This window comes from Turicibacter bilis, from assembly GCF_024499055.1.
In the GTDB taxonomy this organism is placed as follows: Bacteria; Bacillota_I; Bacilli_A; order MOL361; family Turicibacteraceae; genus Turicibacter; species Turicibacter bilis.
Window position 1 is genome coordinate 465,811 of sequence record NZ_CP071249.1, and the last position, 15,495, is coordinate 481,305.

Annotated in this window: 13 protein-coding genes and 2 riboswitches; of the genes, 12 read left to right on the plus strand and 1 reads right to left on the minus strand. The window is 33.9% G+C overall.

Features of this window, described 5'->3' with window-relative positions; translation table 11 throughout:
* The first annotated feature begins 361 nt into the window (after positions 1-361).
* The 6 genes from J0J69_RS02255 to J0J69_RS02280 all read left to right on the plus strand — a co-directional run bounded on the left by J0J69_RS02255 (position 362) and on the right by J0J69_RS02280 (position 5,715).
* Positions 362-1,339, plus strand: coding sequence for a hypothetical protein (locus tag J0J69_RS02255; protein ID WP_212726236.1), 978 nt, complete (start codon positions 362-364; stop codon positions 1,337-1,339).
* A 2-nt stretch (positions 1,340-1,341) separates the two neighbouring features.
* Positions 1,342-1,830: a hypothetical protein gene (locus J0J69_RS02260; protein ID WP_212726237.1), complete on the plus strand. Its 489-nt coding sequence runs from the start codon at positions 1,342-1,344 to the stop codon at positions 1,828-1,830.
* A gap of 211 nt (positions 1,831-2,041) precedes the next feature.
* Entirely contained in the window at positions 2,042-3,313 is a 1,272-nt protein-coding gene (locus J0J69_RS02265; RefSeq protein WP_256637909.1) for an ISL3 family transposase, read from the plus strand.
* 79 nt (positions 3,314-3,392) lie between these two features.
* Positions 3,393-4,124 carry a hypothetical protein gene (locus tag J0J69_RS02270; protein WP_256637910.1) on the plus strand — a complete coding sequence of 244 codons (732 nt, stop codon included), beginning with the start codon at positions 3,393-3,395 and terminating at the stop codon, positions 4,122-4,124.
* A 1,119-nt stretch (positions 4,125-5,243) separates the two neighbouring features.
* Positions 5,244-5,450: a DUF1659 domain-containing protein gene (locus J0J69_RS02275; protein WP_055242749.1), complete on the plus strand. Its 207-nt coding sequence runs from the start codon at positions 5,244-5,246 to the stop codon at positions 5,448-5,450.
* Between the two features lie 28 nt (positions 5,451-5,478).
* Positions 5,479-5,715: a DUF2922 family protein gene (locus J0J69_RS02280; RefSeq protein ID WP_055305080.1), complete on the plus strand. Its 237-nt coding sequence runs from the start codon at positions 5,479-5,481 to the stop codon at positions 5,713-5,715.
* Positions 5,716-5,986: 271 nt separating this feature from the next.
* Here J0J69_RS02280 and J0J69_RS02285 read toward each other — a convergent pair whose 3' ends face one another.
* Positions 5,987-6,295: a nucleoside triphosphate pyrophosphohydrolase gene (locus J0J69_RS02285; RefSeq protein ID WP_055241795.1), complete on the minus strand. Its 309-nt coding sequence runs from the start codon at positions 6,293-6,295 to the stop codon at positions 5,987-5,989.
* A 114-nt stretch (positions 6,296-6,409) separates the two neighbouring features.
* On the opposite strand from J0J69_RS02285, the gene J0J69_RS02290 reads away from it, so the two are divergent.
* The 6 genes from J0J69_RS02290 (at position 6,410) to J0J69_RS02315 (ending at position 15,430) form a co-directional block, all read left to right on the plus strand.
* On the plus strand, positions 6,410-8,851 hold the full coding sequence (locus J0J69_RS02290; protein ID WP_212725559.1) for a DEAD/DEAH box helicase family protein: 2,442 nt from the start codon (positions 6,410-6,412) through the stop codon (positions 8,849-8,851).
* A gap of 198 nt (positions 8,852-9,049) precedes the next feature.
* A complete protein-coding gene (locus tag J0J69_RS02295) occupies positions 9,050-9,535 on the plus strand; it encodes a hypothetical protein (RefSeq protein WP_055276135.1) in 486 nt (161 codons plus the stop codon).
* Between the two features lie 121 nt (positions 9,536-9,656).
* The gene (locus J0J69_RS02300; RefSeq protein WP_055276137.1) at positions 9,657-10,304 is read left to right on the plus strand and encodes an SIMPL domain-containing protein; all 648 of its coding nucleotides are present in this window, start codon (positions 9,657-9,659) and stop codon (positions 10,302-10,304) included.
* A gap of 16 nt (positions 10,305-10,320) precedes the next feature.
* The gene (locus tag J0J69_RS02305; RefSeq protein WP_212725560.1) at positions 10,321-11,394 is read left to right on the plus strand and encodes a zinc-binding metallopeptidase family protein; all 1,074 of its coding nucleotides are present in this window, start codon (positions 10,321-10,323) and stop codon (positions 11,392-11,394) included.
* A 69-nt stretch (positions 11,395-11,463) separates the two neighbouring features.
* Positions 11,464-11,565: riboswitch (purine riboswitch) on the plus strand.
* Positions 11,566-12,104: 539 nt separating this feature from the next.
* Positions 12,105-12,206, plus strand: a riboswitch (purine riboswitch).
* A 294-nt stretch (positions 12,207-12,500) separates the two neighbouring features.
* Complete coding sequence (locus tag J0J69_RS02310; protein WP_212725561.1) at positions 12,501-13,262, plus strand: S1 RNA-binding domain-containing protein; 762 nt, start codon at positions 12,501-12,503, stop codon at positions 13,260-13,262.
* A gap of 233 nt (positions 13,263-13,495) precedes the next feature.
* On the plus strand, positions 13,496-15,430 hold the full coding sequence (locus J0J69_RS02315) for an LTA synthase family protein (RefSeq protein ID WP_212725562.1): 1,935 nt from the start codon (positions 13,496-13,498) through the stop codon (positions 15,428-15,430).
* The last annotated feature ends 65 nt before the right edge of the window (positions 15,431-15,495 follow it).

Genomic DNA, 15,495 nt, shown 5'->3' on the forward strand with positions numbered 1-15,495 from the left:
TAACTGTTCTAAGAGTTTACACACTTTATCTTACACCCTCTTTTTTAAGGTAAAAACTCGAAAAAACAATGCTGATTCAACTGGTTTTAGTGCTACGTTATCTTTAAAAACAAGAAAAAGCAGGTAAGAATGAAGTAAATAACGACATATAAGAGAGAATGAGTGTCGATTATTTACTATTTCCTATCTGCTTTTATAGCGATAAAATTAATATTACTAGTTTAAAACTCTCTAGAACCTCATATCTACTCTTAATCCCATTTAAACTTACATCCACCACCTACATTTTTCTAAAAATTTACACAAAAAGAAATATATGTTAATATATAAACGTTTTCTAAAGTTTATAGGAGGGGTTAGGATGAAATTTTTCAAAAAAAGAATAAAACAATTTATTAGTTTAATCTGTGCACTTGCAGTATTAACACCTTATAATTTAAACGTTAGTGCAAATGATGATGTAAAGATTATTGAATTAGAAAATAGTGAACGTCTTGATGAATTACACGTAGAGCTAAGCGAGTTAATATTTATTGATGACGAACAACTTAAAGAAAAAGAAAAAGAAAGAATTTTAGAAGAAATGGTGAGTTTGGGTGCGGAAATTTTAACTCAAGAACAAGTTAATAGAAAATTACCTGTATCTCAACGTGTATCTTATCCTAGTACAACTAGTAATGTTACTTGGACATCTAGAAGAACTGTTGTTCTGAAATATGGAGTTAACTATGAAGTTCAAGTCATCACTGCTGTTCCTACAAGCACATCTAGTAGTTTAGCTAAATCTATATCAAAAACAACAATTAAGTCATCATCACAGCTAATTAGTGCTGGTGCGTTGAAAATATTTGATTATGCTGCAAATGCTGCTATTTCATCAATATCTGGTTTTGCAGGTACTGCTATTTCATTATATCAATTAGCAGGAGACGTATTTAGCTCATCACAAATGGTAAGTAATGGTGAAGCTACTTACACTGGAACTGTTGGTACGCAAGTAAAATTCTGTTATGTTAAGAAGAATGGAGAATCAGATAATAATCAGCAATTATCATTTAGAGCAAATGCAGCTACAACATCAGTTTCTACTGCAATTCCCAACTTTACGTGCTCTGGAAATGGAAGTTTAGGATGTACAGCTGATAACATTAACAAAAAAGTTAACTCTACTCACAAATCTAAAGAGTTTGATAATGTTTATAATAACGCAATAGATAATTTCAGAAAAGGTACTTCTACCTATTCTTCGGCAGGTACTATAACATTAAAAGGTGCCCAAGGAAAAACAGTAACTAGTTTCACAGCTAGTATGCCATCACATATGGGACAAATTTACTAATTATGATTAAAAAAGTTATTCTTTCGTTACTGGTTAGTTTTATTAGCGTAATATGTTATTTATCTTTCGTTGGTATCAAACAAGAAATATTTCAAGAATTCTCTGCGATTGAGTTTGACGATATCAGTCATATCGAACTCAATAAAACAACTGTAAAAATCCAAGGGGTATTGACCAAAAAAACATTCCTAGAAGACGGATTTAACGGTAGGATAGAAATAAATAACAATGAACTCACAAAAAAAGAACCTATGTTTATCGAATTAATTGAAGAAAATAATGGTTATATTGGCATTATAAGTGTTAATTTAGATGAACAGGGTTCAATACCTCATTTGTTACCAGTTGGCGTAATCACATTTTACACGCCAAAAGATTTCAGTAAAATTGTTTTTAATATTATAAACTCTTCCAATGTCATAGTAGGACCTGCTAAAACATTGGAAGAGGCAAAAGTTTTAAAAGATGATATACTACTTCACGTAAAATAAAGGACTACTGGGGGTTGCTCAGTAGTCCTTTATTTTAAAATCCTTTTTATTATTTTAGACTGTTTTAGTTGATTTCATAGTTCCTTAAAAAAAAGGAGTCTTCACCAGAAATGGTGCTTGACTAAATAAATGCTTATATTTACCTATAAAAAAAACATCTAAAATCTTGTACTTTAGTAAGTGCGACCAAACCAAAGTTAGGAGATTTTAGATGCACTTACATCATATCAATGATTTAATTCAATTACAAGATGTTACAGTCAGTAACTATCATATTTCTGAAGATCATGTTTTAGTTTTAAGCATGTGTCCAACAAAGAGTAAACAACCTTGTCCTTGTTGCCATACTCAAGCATTTGTTATTTGTAAAGGTAGCCGTCAAAAACTACGTCAAGTTAGACATTTACGTTGTTTCAATCGTGAAACCATTTTATTGATTCCGATGAAGCGTCTTTTCTGTAAACAGTGTGAAGTTTCTTTTACCTATCAATATGCATTTTTGACAGGGAAAACTCGCTATACAAACGATTATAAACGTGAACTTTCTAAACCGTTAGTCGGTACCACTGTTAAACAATTAACAGATACGTTTAAGGTCCCTTACTCAACTGGTGAACGCTTCATTAAGCAACATCTTGCTCATTTAATTCCGTCTATTCAAAGAAAAGTGATCGCTGCTGCTCAAGGATCAACTCGGCTCATATTAGGCATTGATGATTTTGCGATTCGAAAAGGTCATACTTATAATACAGGATTTCATGACCTAAGAAATGGTAACCTGTTAACATTAGTCATGGGAAGAACTTATCAAACGTTAATTCAAAATCAAGGCTTAATGAAGCAACTCAAAGAGTTGAAACCCTACGCTGTTGTGATGGATTTAGCACGTTCTTATCACAAGTTTGTTGCTGAAGTTTTTCCTGATGCTATCCGAATTGCTGACCGATTTCATGTGAATCGTTATCTAACAGATGCCTTACAGGCTGTGAGAAGACGGATTAGTTTATCGCTAACACCGGAAAGTCGTAAATATTTGAAACGAAATAAAAACCTTATCGGTAAACGATATGATTCTTTGAGCGAGAAAGAAGAACGAAAATTAGGAAAACTTCTAAGCTATTCAAAAGAACTGACGGAAGTGTATGCCATTAAAGAATCACTGATTAATTGGTATGAATTAAGTGATGAAACAAATTCTTATAGACGTTTAATTCAATGGATTGCTCGAGCTAAAGCCCTAAATATTCCTGAATTAACTGAAGCACTTAAACCTTTTGAAAATTGGACAGAAGAAATTTCTAATTACCATAAGTGTCGTTACACAAATGGTTCAGTAGAAGGACGAAATAATAAAATTAAAACATTAATTCGAAGAAGTTATTTTCTTCCGAATCGAACGATCTATGAGAATAGAATCTTGTTGGAATGTAATGAACGATTTTTTATAGATGAATTAAGTGTCAAGAACCAATTTTGGTGTTGAGCCAAAAAAAGACAATAAATTTAATTTTTATATGTTATGATACACTTATAAAACAGTTAATAAAAAAGGGGGGATAACTGTGAAAAAAATATATGCTATAACATTTTTTTCTGCTTTACTAGTACTTGGAAATGAAAATAATATTTTGGCAAACTCTAATTTAAGTAGTCTAGAAACAAATGACTTGATCGTAACAGAAACGAATAATTCAACATTTGAAGAAATTGAAACGGAAAGTGGAATCTCTATAACCTATGATTTGAATTTTAATGAAATCATTGGATATACGGTTCCTGGTGAACTAAGTGATGCGTTAAGTGAACAAGAACTAAACATGTTAATATTAAAAGAAGTTGGAAATGTTTTATTAAATCAATCAGAAGAATTTCAAAGAATTCAGAATATTATAAATGGAACTTATGACCAAGAGAATTATCACGAAGAGGATGGCGTAGGAACATTTGAAGAAATTGAAACGGAAAGTGGAATCTCTATAACCTATGATTTAGATTTTAATAAAATCATTGGATATACGGTTCCTGGTGAACTAAGTGATGCGTTAAGTGAACAAGAACTAAACATGTTAATATTAAAAGAAGTTGGAAATGTTTTATTAAATCAATCAGAAGAATTTCAAAGAATTCAGCATATTATAAATGAAGCAAATTCAGAAAAAATACAAGAACAACGTATACAATACCGATATCCGATTACTATTTCAATCGGACCTAGAGCAAGTCGGAATTTCCCTTTAAGGGGCGTGGCAGTTGGAGAAAAAGTTTTTTATAATAGACTTTTAAATAAATATTGATGGCTAAAATCATTGATGTTATCAAATTTCAAAAAATAATCACTTTAGCCTAATCAACATTAAGTTCATATTTTTAGTTAAATATCAACACTCTTCTAAAACAGAGCCTAATTATAATAAGGGGCTAAAAAAACCATTATCTCAAATCAGATTTAATCTGAACTCAGATAATGGTTTTTGTTTTGTTAATTTTCATGTAACAGTTACAGATGTGGATTTTATAGCGTAGTGAGGCAGTGCCAATCTCCGTTTTAGAGGATGTAGATAGGAGGTAGTTTTATAGTGGCGGATGTATTAAGAATAAAAGAAAAAAACAACTGATGGGGATCGGTTGTTCAATGAAAGAGAGTTTAAAAAATAAGGAGTTCTAGGAATAGTAAGTCTTAAACTTACAATGATGTTATTATGGGTTATATTTCTATTTTTATTCAAAAAAAGGGTATTTAAATCTAAATTATCTGTTTTAAAAACTAGAGTGCTTGATGTCACAACAGGCATTTTAATCATCCTAATCATTCCGCTACAAAGAGTAATCCCTCTTCAACTCCACCCTAAAACTCATGGTCTTGTTACTTGCCTTGACTACTGACGTAGTGAGGGCAGTACCAATCCCACGTTTTAGTCAGATGTATTTAATGAAGGTCATTCACAGTAGCGGGATGCATTAAGAATAAAAGACAAAAAAAACAACTGATAGGGGGAATCAGTTGTTTGATGAAAGGGAATTTATAACATAAGGAGTTTTTGGAATAGCAAGTCTTAAACTTACAATTATGTTATGGGTTATATTTCTGTTTTTATTCAAAAGCAGGGTATTTAAAGAGAAATCATCTGTTTTGAAAAAGGCTAGAGTGCTTTATGTCACCACAGGTATTTCTATAATCATCTTCAATCCCGCTACAAAGAGTATTCTTTCTTCAACTCTGACCTAAAACTAATGGTCTTGTTACTAGCATCCCTGCGGTGGGTCAGTACCAAGACCTTTGTTTTAGTTCGATGTATTTAATGAAGGGCATTCATAGTAGCGGGACAGCTTTTGGATAGAAACGTAAATCGGGATATAATTAAAGGGTAGGTGGCGCTACCTCAAACACATAATGAATTTAGGGGGAATTAAACATGCAAGATATTTATGATCGCAAGTTATCTATTTATTTAACGGCTGGTCAAGACGATGAGGGGAAAGACATTGTCAAGGCGAAGTCTTTTTCAAACGTTCGCTTAGACACCACAGATGAAGAGTTATCAAACTTTGCGGAGAAGTATGTGGCATTATCATCAGGTACACACACGAAATCGGTCGTGGCTGATTATCGTATGCTTTAATAAACAATAATGATAGGGGGAAAAAGTCATGGAAGAAACATACACATTAACTTGTAAATTCAAAGACACTGAAAATAAAACACGCTCAATTGAGATTAATAATCCAACAGAAGATTTATCAGACGATAAAATTTTAGACTTCATGAACTATGTGATTGATAGTGAAGTATTAGTCTTAAATGAGTTACAACCTGATTTGAAATACGCTAGTATTGCAGGTGCCTGTTTAACAACTAAACGTGTTGAAGAAATTACATTAGTTTAAATAGAGAAAGAGCCATTACATCAGTAGTGGCTCTTTTAATTTTGACTAGGAGAAGATCAACATGCATGATAATAAAGCTGTGTTAGCCAATCTTGGTGGTAATCAATCGTTTGATAGCAGTGGTTATTGAACATTATTTTTTAAGATTCCCTCCATTTCAAGTAGGAGAATAACCCATATCAACATTTTTGTCTAACAGAGCTTTAAAAAATAGCTTAAGGAAAAGACACCCCCATTGTTAGACTTAATTGCTAACGTTAGGAGTGTCTTTTTATTTTGTTGATTTTAAGATGATATTTTTTTCGAAGCCTCCACGTGCTTCTTTTTTCTCTTGGCGTTTGTTTAGTAAATCTTGCTCTGTGTATCCAAGTTTATGGGCTAATCCAAATAAGACTTCCATGACATCGGCTAGTTCTTCTAGGTTTTTGTCCGTTTTGAATTCTGTGACTTCTTCATCTAGTTTTTTAACTAGATAATTAAAGGCAACGTCATTATTAACAATTTCAATGTCTGCTGTTTTTCCTGATGCTGCGATGATTTCCGGAATTAAATCACGAACTAGTTTATCGTATTGAATCATAGATCATTCTCCTCTGTACTTTAATTAGTTTTATTATATTTCAAGAGATAAATTCTGTCAAAAATTTCAAAAGAATGATAAAATATTACCAAAGTGTAAGGTAGGGTGAAAATGGTGACAACAATTAAAAGTATTACAGGGTATGATGATTATCTGTATTATCATATGAAAGAGAGTTTTAAAAAAGCTAAAAAAATCGATATTATCGTTTCTTTTTTAATGGAATCAGGGGTTAAACTATTAGAACAAGATTTAATAGAACTTAAAATGAAAAATATTCCGATTCGAATCTTAACAGGGAATTATTTGAATATTACACAGCCTTCGGCGTTGTATCGATTAAAAGATATTTTCGGTGATAGTGCTGATTTGCGATTTTTTAATGAGCCTAATCGTAGTTTTCATGCAAAATCTTATTTTTTCGAATATGAAGATGGGGCTGACATGTACATTGGATCCTCAAATTTGTCTAAATCTGCTTTTACAAGTGGGGTAGAGTGGAATTTCAAACTTGATAAACTGACGCATCAGGTAGAGTATGAGCAGTATTATCAAGTATTTGAAGATTTATTTTATAATCATTCCATTAAAATTACGGATGCAGAACTGGATTTCTATTCAAAGAATTGGAAGAAAAATAAAATCTATCAAACAACACCGTTTCCAAATACAAACTTTACAGAAGTTGCAGCTGATGAGGCACCATCATATGTGACGGATTTATATTTACCGCGTGGTGCTCAAATAGAAGCTCTTTATCATTTAAAGAAAACAAGAGAAGAAGGGTTTGATAAAGGGCTCGTCGTTGCTGCAACTGGAATTGGGAAGACGTATTTAGCTGCCTTTGATTCACGGGAGTATCAACGAATTTTATTTGTGGCGCATCGAGAGGAAATTTTAAAACAAGCAGAGAAGAGTTTTAAAAATGTTCGCCCTCTCAGTGAACGTGGTTTCTTTATGGGGACTCAAAAAGAGACTGATAAAGATATCATTTTTGCATCTGTTCAAAGTTTAGGTAAAAATGATAGTTTGAAACTATTTCAACCTGATTACTTCGATTATATCATTGTGGATGAGTTTCATCATGCGGTTGCTCAAAACTATCAAAATATTATTAACTATTTTCAACCAAGATTCCTTTTAGGATTAACGGCAACACCAGAGCGATTAGACAGTAAAGATGTATTAGCAATTTGTGATTATAATTTAGTTTACGAAGCACCCCTTAAAAAAGCCATTAATCAAGGTTGGTTAGTGCCATTTAGATACTATGCTATCTTTGATGAAACAGTAAATTATGAGACGATTGACTATCGTAATGGGAAATATCAAACCACTCAACTTGAAGAAGCATTAAGTATTCATAAGCGAGCTGATTTAATTTTCAGTCATTATAAAAAGTATCGTTCAACACGTGCGATGGGATTTTGTATGAGTAAACATCATGCAGAATTTATGGCAGATTACTTTGTGAATCACGGGGTAAGCGCCTGTGCTGTGTACAGTGGAGATGAAGGGGTTCATAATACGGCAAGAGAAAAAGCATTAAGTAAACTAGTTAAAGGTGAAATTAATGTAATTTTTTCGGTGGATATGTTTAATGAAGGGCTAGATATTGCTTCTTTAGATATGGTCATGATGTTACGTCCAACAGAATCACCAACGATCTTTTTACAACAATTAGGACGTGGGTTACGTTTATATAAGGATAAGCACTATTTAAATGTCCTTGATTTTATTGGAAACTATAAAAAAGCAAACTTTTCACCTTATTTAATGACTGGTGCATCAAAGTCACAATTCAAGAAAGCAAGTGATGTCATTAAAGAAGATGCATTATTACCAGAAGATTGCATCATGGATTTTGATTTCCGCTTAATTGACTTATTTGAGAAAATGGATCGCTCATCAATTAAAATAGAGAAGCTTTTAGTTGAAGAATATGAACGAATCAAAGCCGAGTTAGGTCATCGTCCCTCACGTACTGAGCTATTTACCTATATGGATGAAACGATTTATTTAAATATCAAATCCAAAGCTAAAATCAATCCGTTTAAAAACTACTTAAACTTCTTAAAGAATCAGAATGATTTAAGTGACGAAGAGATAGCCTGGTTAGATACTCCAGCTGTCAACTTTATCAATATGATCGAGAAAACATCGATGTCAAAAACATATAAGTTACCAACGATACTTGCTTTTATTAAAAACGGGCGCTTAGAATTAAAAATTAATGATGATAATTTATATGAATCATTTAAAGATTTTTATTCTCATGGATCAAATGCCGTCGATTTATTACGTGACAAAAACAGCCAAACCTTTAAGGAGTGGGGAAAAGCAGAATACGTTAAACTAGCACGGAAAAATCCAGTACACTTCTTGTGCCAAAGTGAATCTGAAATCTTTAGTTCAGATGAGGAGTTTATGTATTTAACTAATTCTTTAGCCCCATACCAAGAGAATCTATTATTTATTCAACACATCAAAGATGCCATCGAGCTTAGAAAACAAGAGTTTTATAAAAACCGTTTAGAAAAACTAGAATCTAAATAGATTAGAGCATATAACACAAAAGAGCTATCATTTGCGATAGCCTTTTTTGTTTATCCAATCTGTATAAATATTCAAATTTTCTACTTGAATTCAAATCCTTAATAAAATTAATTAACGTTATATACGTTTGGTATTAATTACCTTTTTTATTATAAAATAGAGTATAATATATAAATAAGAGATGAAGGGGGAGAGACTATGAGAGAAATTGAAAATTGTGTAGAGGTCCGGGTCAGTGGTCCAAAAGAACAAATGAAGGTCTACTTAGACTGGATTCAAAAATCTGGCGAGTATCGTTATTCCATGGGAATTGATGAAAATGAAGGTGATCCTGTTTTTTTTCTAACACCAGAGGTTCAAAGTCATGAGTGTTGGAAATTTTCTAGTTCAAATTTAAAGCATAAAACTCGCTTATACCAACGCTTGAATAAAGAGGTACTCAAATACCGAGTGAATTATATGGTTTATTACGGCACACACCATCTTTCGGATGAGATTGAATTTGATTTAAATGAAAAAGATTATGATCAAGCCATTTATCCTGAATTAGTTCGTGCCTTTAATCCTATGCCGGAGACGATCGCATGCAAGTGCCCAGATTTGGTAGTAAACGTAGAGTGGGGAAGTTATTATATTGAAAAGGATTTTCAACTAGGCGATTATGAGAGAGAATCAATCATCTAAACGAATTTGAGAAAATGATATCCATCCTACCTTTTGGATATCATTTTTATTTTGGTCATTTTTGGTTAAACCACGTAAGGTATGCTATAATAGGCATAAATCATAAAGAAGGGGGAATGGGATGAAACAACGGACGATAACGGTGAAAGGAACGGGGCAAGCGTCTTTACCGCCAGATTATATTGAGATTCCACTGTATTTAGAATCGAGAGATGAACAGTATGACCAAGCCATCGAGTTGGCTAGTCAAAAGCTTGAAGAATTACAGCATTGTCTTGAGGAGATTGGTTTTAAAAAAGAAGACTTAAAAACAAGTAGTTTTACAGTCGATACGGATTATGAGCAAGTGAAAGACGAAGAGGGGAATTATGTTCGTGTTTTTCGCGGTTACATTGTCAGACATCGTTTAACGTTTGGATTTGATTTTAATCATGAAAAACTTGGCGACGTCATTCAAGTCATTAGTAATTGCCCAGCGCATCCAGAGTTCTCCATTCAGTATCAATTAAAAAATGAATCCGCGTTAAAATCGTTAATTCTTCAGGATGCCGTTAAGCAGGCAACTGAGCAGGCGAATGTTTTAGCACAAGCAGCGGGTGTGACATTAGGACCGATTCAAGTGATTGATTATGATTGGAGTACCATCAGTTATCAACCACGTGAACTCCTATTAAGTGAGAGTGCTAATTATTCAATGGCCATGATGGATTTACAACCTCAAGATATCAGTGCCACTGATTACGTCACGATTGTTTGGGAATTAATTTAATAAAGGAGTAACCGAAATGAATAAAGACTTTTTATATGAAATGATTCAAACCCCCTCTCCATCAGGGGCTGAATTTGACTTACAAAAGAAAATCATTCATTACATGAAAGAGACGGTTGACACCTTTGAGGCAGACGTCACAGGAAATGTGATTAGTGTCTTAAATCCTGATTCTCCTTGTAAGGTGTTATTAGCAGGACATGTCGATGAAATTGGACTCATGGTGACGATGATTACAGATGCTGGATTGTTAAAAGTAACCAATGTGGGTGGAATTCGTCCGGCTCTTTATTTGGGACAGAAAGTTCAAATTTTAACATCATCTGGCATCGTCAATGGAGTGGTTGGGGTGAATCGCTCACTTCTTAAAAATAAATCATTAGAAGCAACCGATTTGTTCATTGATTTAGGGGCAAGTTCAAAGGAAGAAGCATTAAAGGTTGTTAAACCTGGTGATTATGTTGTAGCAGCAACGGATTATTGCGAATTAATGAATGAGTGCATTTCCGGGCGTGCGTTAGATAACCGTTTAGGTGCATTTATTGTGATTGAAGCGCTGCGACGAGCGAAAGAATTAGGCGCACGTGTTGGGATTTATAGTGCGACAACCGTTGGAGAAGAGACAACGATGCGTGGGGCGGTTTGGGCGGCTAAACGTGTGAAACCAACGTTAGCTTTAGTGGTTGACGTAACCTTTGCGACGGATTATCCAGATGCGAATGCGGAAGCAATCGGAGAAATTGAAGTGGGTGGCGGACCTGTATTAGCTAATGGCTCAATTATTAATAACCTGTTAAATGAACGATTAGCGACTTTAGCTAAAGAATTAAACATCCCTGTTCAATACGAAGCCGCACCCGGACGTACTGGAACAGATGGAGACCGAATTCATCTTGAAAATGATGGGATTCCACTAGCTCTTATTTCAATTCCACTTCGATATATGCATTCAGGTAGTGAAGTGGGATCCCTCAAAGATGTTGAGCAAATCATTGAATTAATCGCACAGTTTCTAGTTAATTTAGAAGATTCTATCAATCTTTCTCCTTACCAAAATGTTCTATCATCTTTTTCGAAAAAAACGAGATAAATTTCTTGCAAATCACTTGAGATGATGATAATATAAAGGTCCGGAAATAATTAATTTATTTCCTACTCCAAATAGTTATAATATTTTACTTGTATAATTGTTAAGATATGGTTAACTAGTTTCTACCCACGACCGATTATCTCGTGGACTACAGGTAAAAAATTTGTATGTCCTCATCATACATCCTTTTTACTTGTAGAACACCGAAATGGCCTTCGGTGTTCTTTTTTATCATATTATGAATGATTCAGCCTACCTGTTGGTAGGTTTTTTTGATTTTTATCTCTTCTTTTGATCAAATAACGTTTATTTATAAAAATGGGCGTTTCATCTTTTGCTACTTATTCGTGTCATTTAATCATTATTCATATTTTAAATAAACGGTTAACCACGTTAGCTAATAATTAAACATCCCTTTGCCAGACGAAGTTGAACCTAATCATACTGGTACCGATGGTTAATTGTAGTCACCTTGAAAATGATAGGATGCCACTAGCTTTTATATACATTTAGATAGTGAGGCTCATGTTAAGAACATCATTGATTTTATTTCATGTTTTTTGTAAATTTAGAATAATCTAGAAATATGTCTTATTACCAGAATGTTCTAGTGTGTTTTTTTAAAAAAATGATAAAAACCGCTTGCAAATAACGTGAGATGATGATATTATATACCCCTGGAAATGAATAATTAATTTATTTCCTACTCCAAATAGTTATAATATTTTACTTGTATAATTGTTAAGATATGGTTAACTAGTTTCTACCCACGACCGATTATCTCGTGGACTACAGGTGAAAAATTTGTATGTCCTCATCATACATCCTTTTTACTTGTAGAACACCGAAATGGCCTTCGGTGTTCTTTTTTATCATATTATGAATGATTCAGCCTACCTGTTGGTAGGTTTTTTTGATTTTTATCTCTTCTTTTCATCAGATGACGCTCATTTTCGAAAAATGTAAAATAAATACCCGTTATTTATGAAAATGAGAGTTTTATTTTGCTCTACTTATTGGTAAAATATAATTAGAAACGCTTTCTTTCGGGAGGAGAGCTTCTATAACGCTTAATCATTTTGATTAAATGTGGGGGGGGATAAATAATGGAGCAATTTTCTCAACAAATGATTCCATTAAAAACAAAGAAAGAAATTAAAGAAGGCATTGTTAGACTCGTTCAATACGATATCATTTTAAATGATTATGCCGTTTGGTTAGATTTAGATGGAGACAAAGTGATTATTCCGCGTCAAGAACTCGAATTATATGAGATTAAGGGAGGATTAAATCATTATATCGGGACGATGCTTCAATATATGATTACAGCGTATGATGCTAATCGTCACGTTTATCTCGGTTCATGTCGAGAGGTCAAACATAAAAAACGATTAGAACTGATTGAACGTCTAAAGGCAGGAGAAACGTTTGATGCTAAAGTTACCCGCTTAGTTTACTTTGGCGCTTACTTAAGTATTGACGGTGTCTCTGTGATTTTAAGAAATCAAGATTTTGCCAATGATTATACGACAGTTTCAGATGTGTATAAAGAAGGGGATCAAATTTCAGTTTGTTTGTTGAAAGTGAATGATAATCTCAAAATCAACGTTCAAGCAGTGACTAAATATGAGTGTCACTCTTCAATCACTATCGAAGATTTTGAACCACAAACGGTCGTCTATGGGTTAGTGCGTAGCGTGAAACCGTGGGCTTGCTTTGTGAATATTGCACCAAATTTAGACGCCATTTGTCCAGTCCCAACTTTTTTCACGGTCAAAGAAGGAATGAAAGTCGCCTTTCGAATTAATCAAGTTCGTTTAGAGGAAGGACGTGTCCGAGGTAAAATTATAAAAGTTATTGAGCGTTAAAGGTTTATTTTTAATCTAGCCTATAAAACGTTGCGAATGAATCTGTTTAGTCAATTTCAACCCATTCATAAACTTAAAACCCCGATGGGCGATGCTTTCTAATCTGAAAGAAAGGTAATCTCATCGGGGTTTCACTATATTTATACAATCATTTATCTCGAGGATGCTTGAAAGATACCAAATTTTGTGTTAATTTTTATCTTTAAGCAGATGTTCTTTTATGGGGGGAGAATATGGAATATTGGATCGGATGGTTATTCTTATCAATTATTTTGACCTTAATCATGGAGATGATCAAATTTCAATCCATCATCAAGGCTTTCAACTTTGTTAGAAAACGGCCAAGTTATTTTGCCATTAATTTATTAATTGTCTCTGCAACGTTAGTTTTTTCATTCTTTGTTTCACGTAAACTTTTTTTTATTGGATTTATGACGTTTTTTTGGTTATTTCTTGCGATCATGAATGCCATTGTGACCCATTTACGAGGATACCCTTTAATGTTTTCGGATATCTTCCTGATTAAAGAAGGACTGAGTTTATCGTCACATTATTTTAAACCATGGGTGATTGCCCTTATTATTGCTGGAATGGCGATCATTCTCCATATTGGATATGGGTGGTATCAAATCCAATATTCCGTGAAATCTCTTGATTATCTATTAGCGTCGATCTACGTGACACTTGCTGCCTTCATCTTTAATCGAATCGAGAAAGGACAGCCTGTTGATTCGTCTTCGGTTGAGGATGAGGAGAGAGGTTTTGCCTATGCAATGGCAGACTCGATTTATCCGTATCTTAACCGTAAACCAGATACTTATAACGAAGAGATGATGAGTCAAATTTTGAAAGGAATCACTTATCATTCTTCAAAGTTGCCCGTCCATCACCCGCAAATCATTCTCTTACAGCTCGAATCATTTTTTGATCCGTTAAGGTTAGAGGGAGTCTCATTTAGCCAAGATCCCATTCCGACTTTTCGTAAGTTGATGCAACAGAAAAAAAGTGGTGTCATGCGGGTCCCGACCTTTGGGGGAGGAACAGCTAAAACGGAGTTCTCTATTTTGACGTCGATGAATGCAGAGCTATTAAAACCAGGAGAAATTCCGCATCAGTCATTTTTAAAACATACACCCGTTGAGTCATTGGCTTCTCAATTAGAACGATTGGGCTACTGCTCAACGTTAATTCATAATTATGAAGGAAATTTTTATAATCGACATCTAGCATACGAAAACCTTGGCTTTTCACGCTATATTCCAATCGAATATATGAGTGGAGTAGGGATACCCCATGATTTATCTCAAATGAATGACGCGGATTTAGTCAATTATGTTTTAAAAACATTAGCAACTGATCAGCCAGCCTTTATTTACGGGATTACGGTTGGAACTCATCAGCCTTATGATGAGACGCCTGATGATAATCCCTTGATACAAGTAGAAGGACCTATGTCCATAGAGATGAAGTATGCCCTACAAGATTATGCGAAGCGTATTTATCAGCTCGATCAAGAAATTCATCGTTTAATTCAGGAACTGCAAGCATCTGAGCAAGAGGTAATTCTCATGATGTTTGCTGATCATTTACCTAATCTTCCAATTTTAAATGATGAATCGATGTATCCCTATAATCCGTATGAAGTCCCTTATTTTATCTCACACTTTCATCCAAGCTTTGACTATCCACTTCCGAAACAATTGGAGTGCTATCAATTAGGGACTTGGCTGATGAAAACATTGAATATCCCTTTATCCATCATGCAACAGCTTCATATTACTTATAAAGATCATGAATGTTATCAAGATATTTTACGTTTGTCGCAATATGATCAGCTAGAAGGAAAGGCTTATTTGACGAATCAGGTGTTTACCACCCATCAAACAACACTTCATTTTGGATTAAATGAACAACGATTAGAGGATTATCATTGGACGGAAGCGGGGCTCATCGTTTATGGAGCGGGCTTTAATATTGATTCGCAATTATATATTGATCAGCGTAAAGTTGAGACCATTTTTATTAGTGATACGGAGTTAATGGCAGCGATTGAATGTAAAACTTTTGACACACTCACGTTAAAACAACTCAGTCGTCGCCATGAAGTCTTAGGTGATGAAATTAATTTAATCGCAGAACACGAAACGGTCATTGACAAGGGAAATTGAATCTGATAGATTATAGAGAAGTAAATCGTAGGAAGAACGTTGAGTCTTCCTCTTTTTAATGGAAA

Excerpts from the sequence above, each read along its gene's own strand:
- J0J69_RS02255 (WP_212726236.1), top strand. The coding sequence starts at position 362 with ATGAAATTTTTCAAAAAAAGAATAAAACAATTTATTAGTTTAATCTGT.
- J0J69_RS02260 (WP_212726237.1), top strand. The coding sequence starts at position 1,342 with ATGATTAAAAAAGTTATTCTTTCGTTACTGGTTAGTTTTATTAGCGTA.
- J0J69_RS02265 (WP_256637909.1), top strand. The coding sequence starts at position 2,042 with ATGCACTTACATCATATCAATGATTTAATTCAATTACAAGATGTTACA.
- J0J69_RS02275 (WP_055242749.1), top strand. The coding sequence starts at position 5,244 with ATGCAAGATATTTATGATCGCAAGTTATCTATTTATTTAACGGCTGGT.
- J0J69_RS02280 (WP_055305080.1), top strand. The coding sequence starts at position 5,479 with ATGGAAGAAACATACACATTAACTTGTAAATTCAAAGACACTGAAAAT.
- J0J69_RS02285 (WP_055241795.1), bottom strand. The coding sequence starts at position 6,295 with ATGATTCAATACGATAAACTAGTTCGTGATTTAATTCCGGAAATCATC.
- J0J69_RS02295 (WP_055276135.1), top strand. The coding sequence starts at position 9,050 with ATGAGAGAAATTGAAAATTGTGTAGAGGTCCGGGTCAGTGGTCCAAAA.
- J0J69_RS02300 (WP_055276137.1), top strand. The coding sequence starts at position 9,657 with ATGAAACAACGGACGATAACGGTGAAAGGAACGGGGCAAGCGTCTTTA.
- J0J69_RS02305 (WP_212725560.1), top strand. The coding sequence starts at position 10,321 with ATGAATAAAGACTTTTTATATGAAATGATTCAAACCCCCTCTCCATCA.
- J0J69_RS02310 (WP_212725561.1), top strand. The coding sequence starts at position 12,501 with ATGGAGCAATTTTCTCAACAAATGATTCCATTAAAAACAAAGAAAGAA.
- J0J69_RS02315 (WP_212725562.1), top strand. The coding sequence starts at position 13,496 with ATGGAATATTGGATCGGATGGTTATTCTTATCAATTATTTTGACCTTA.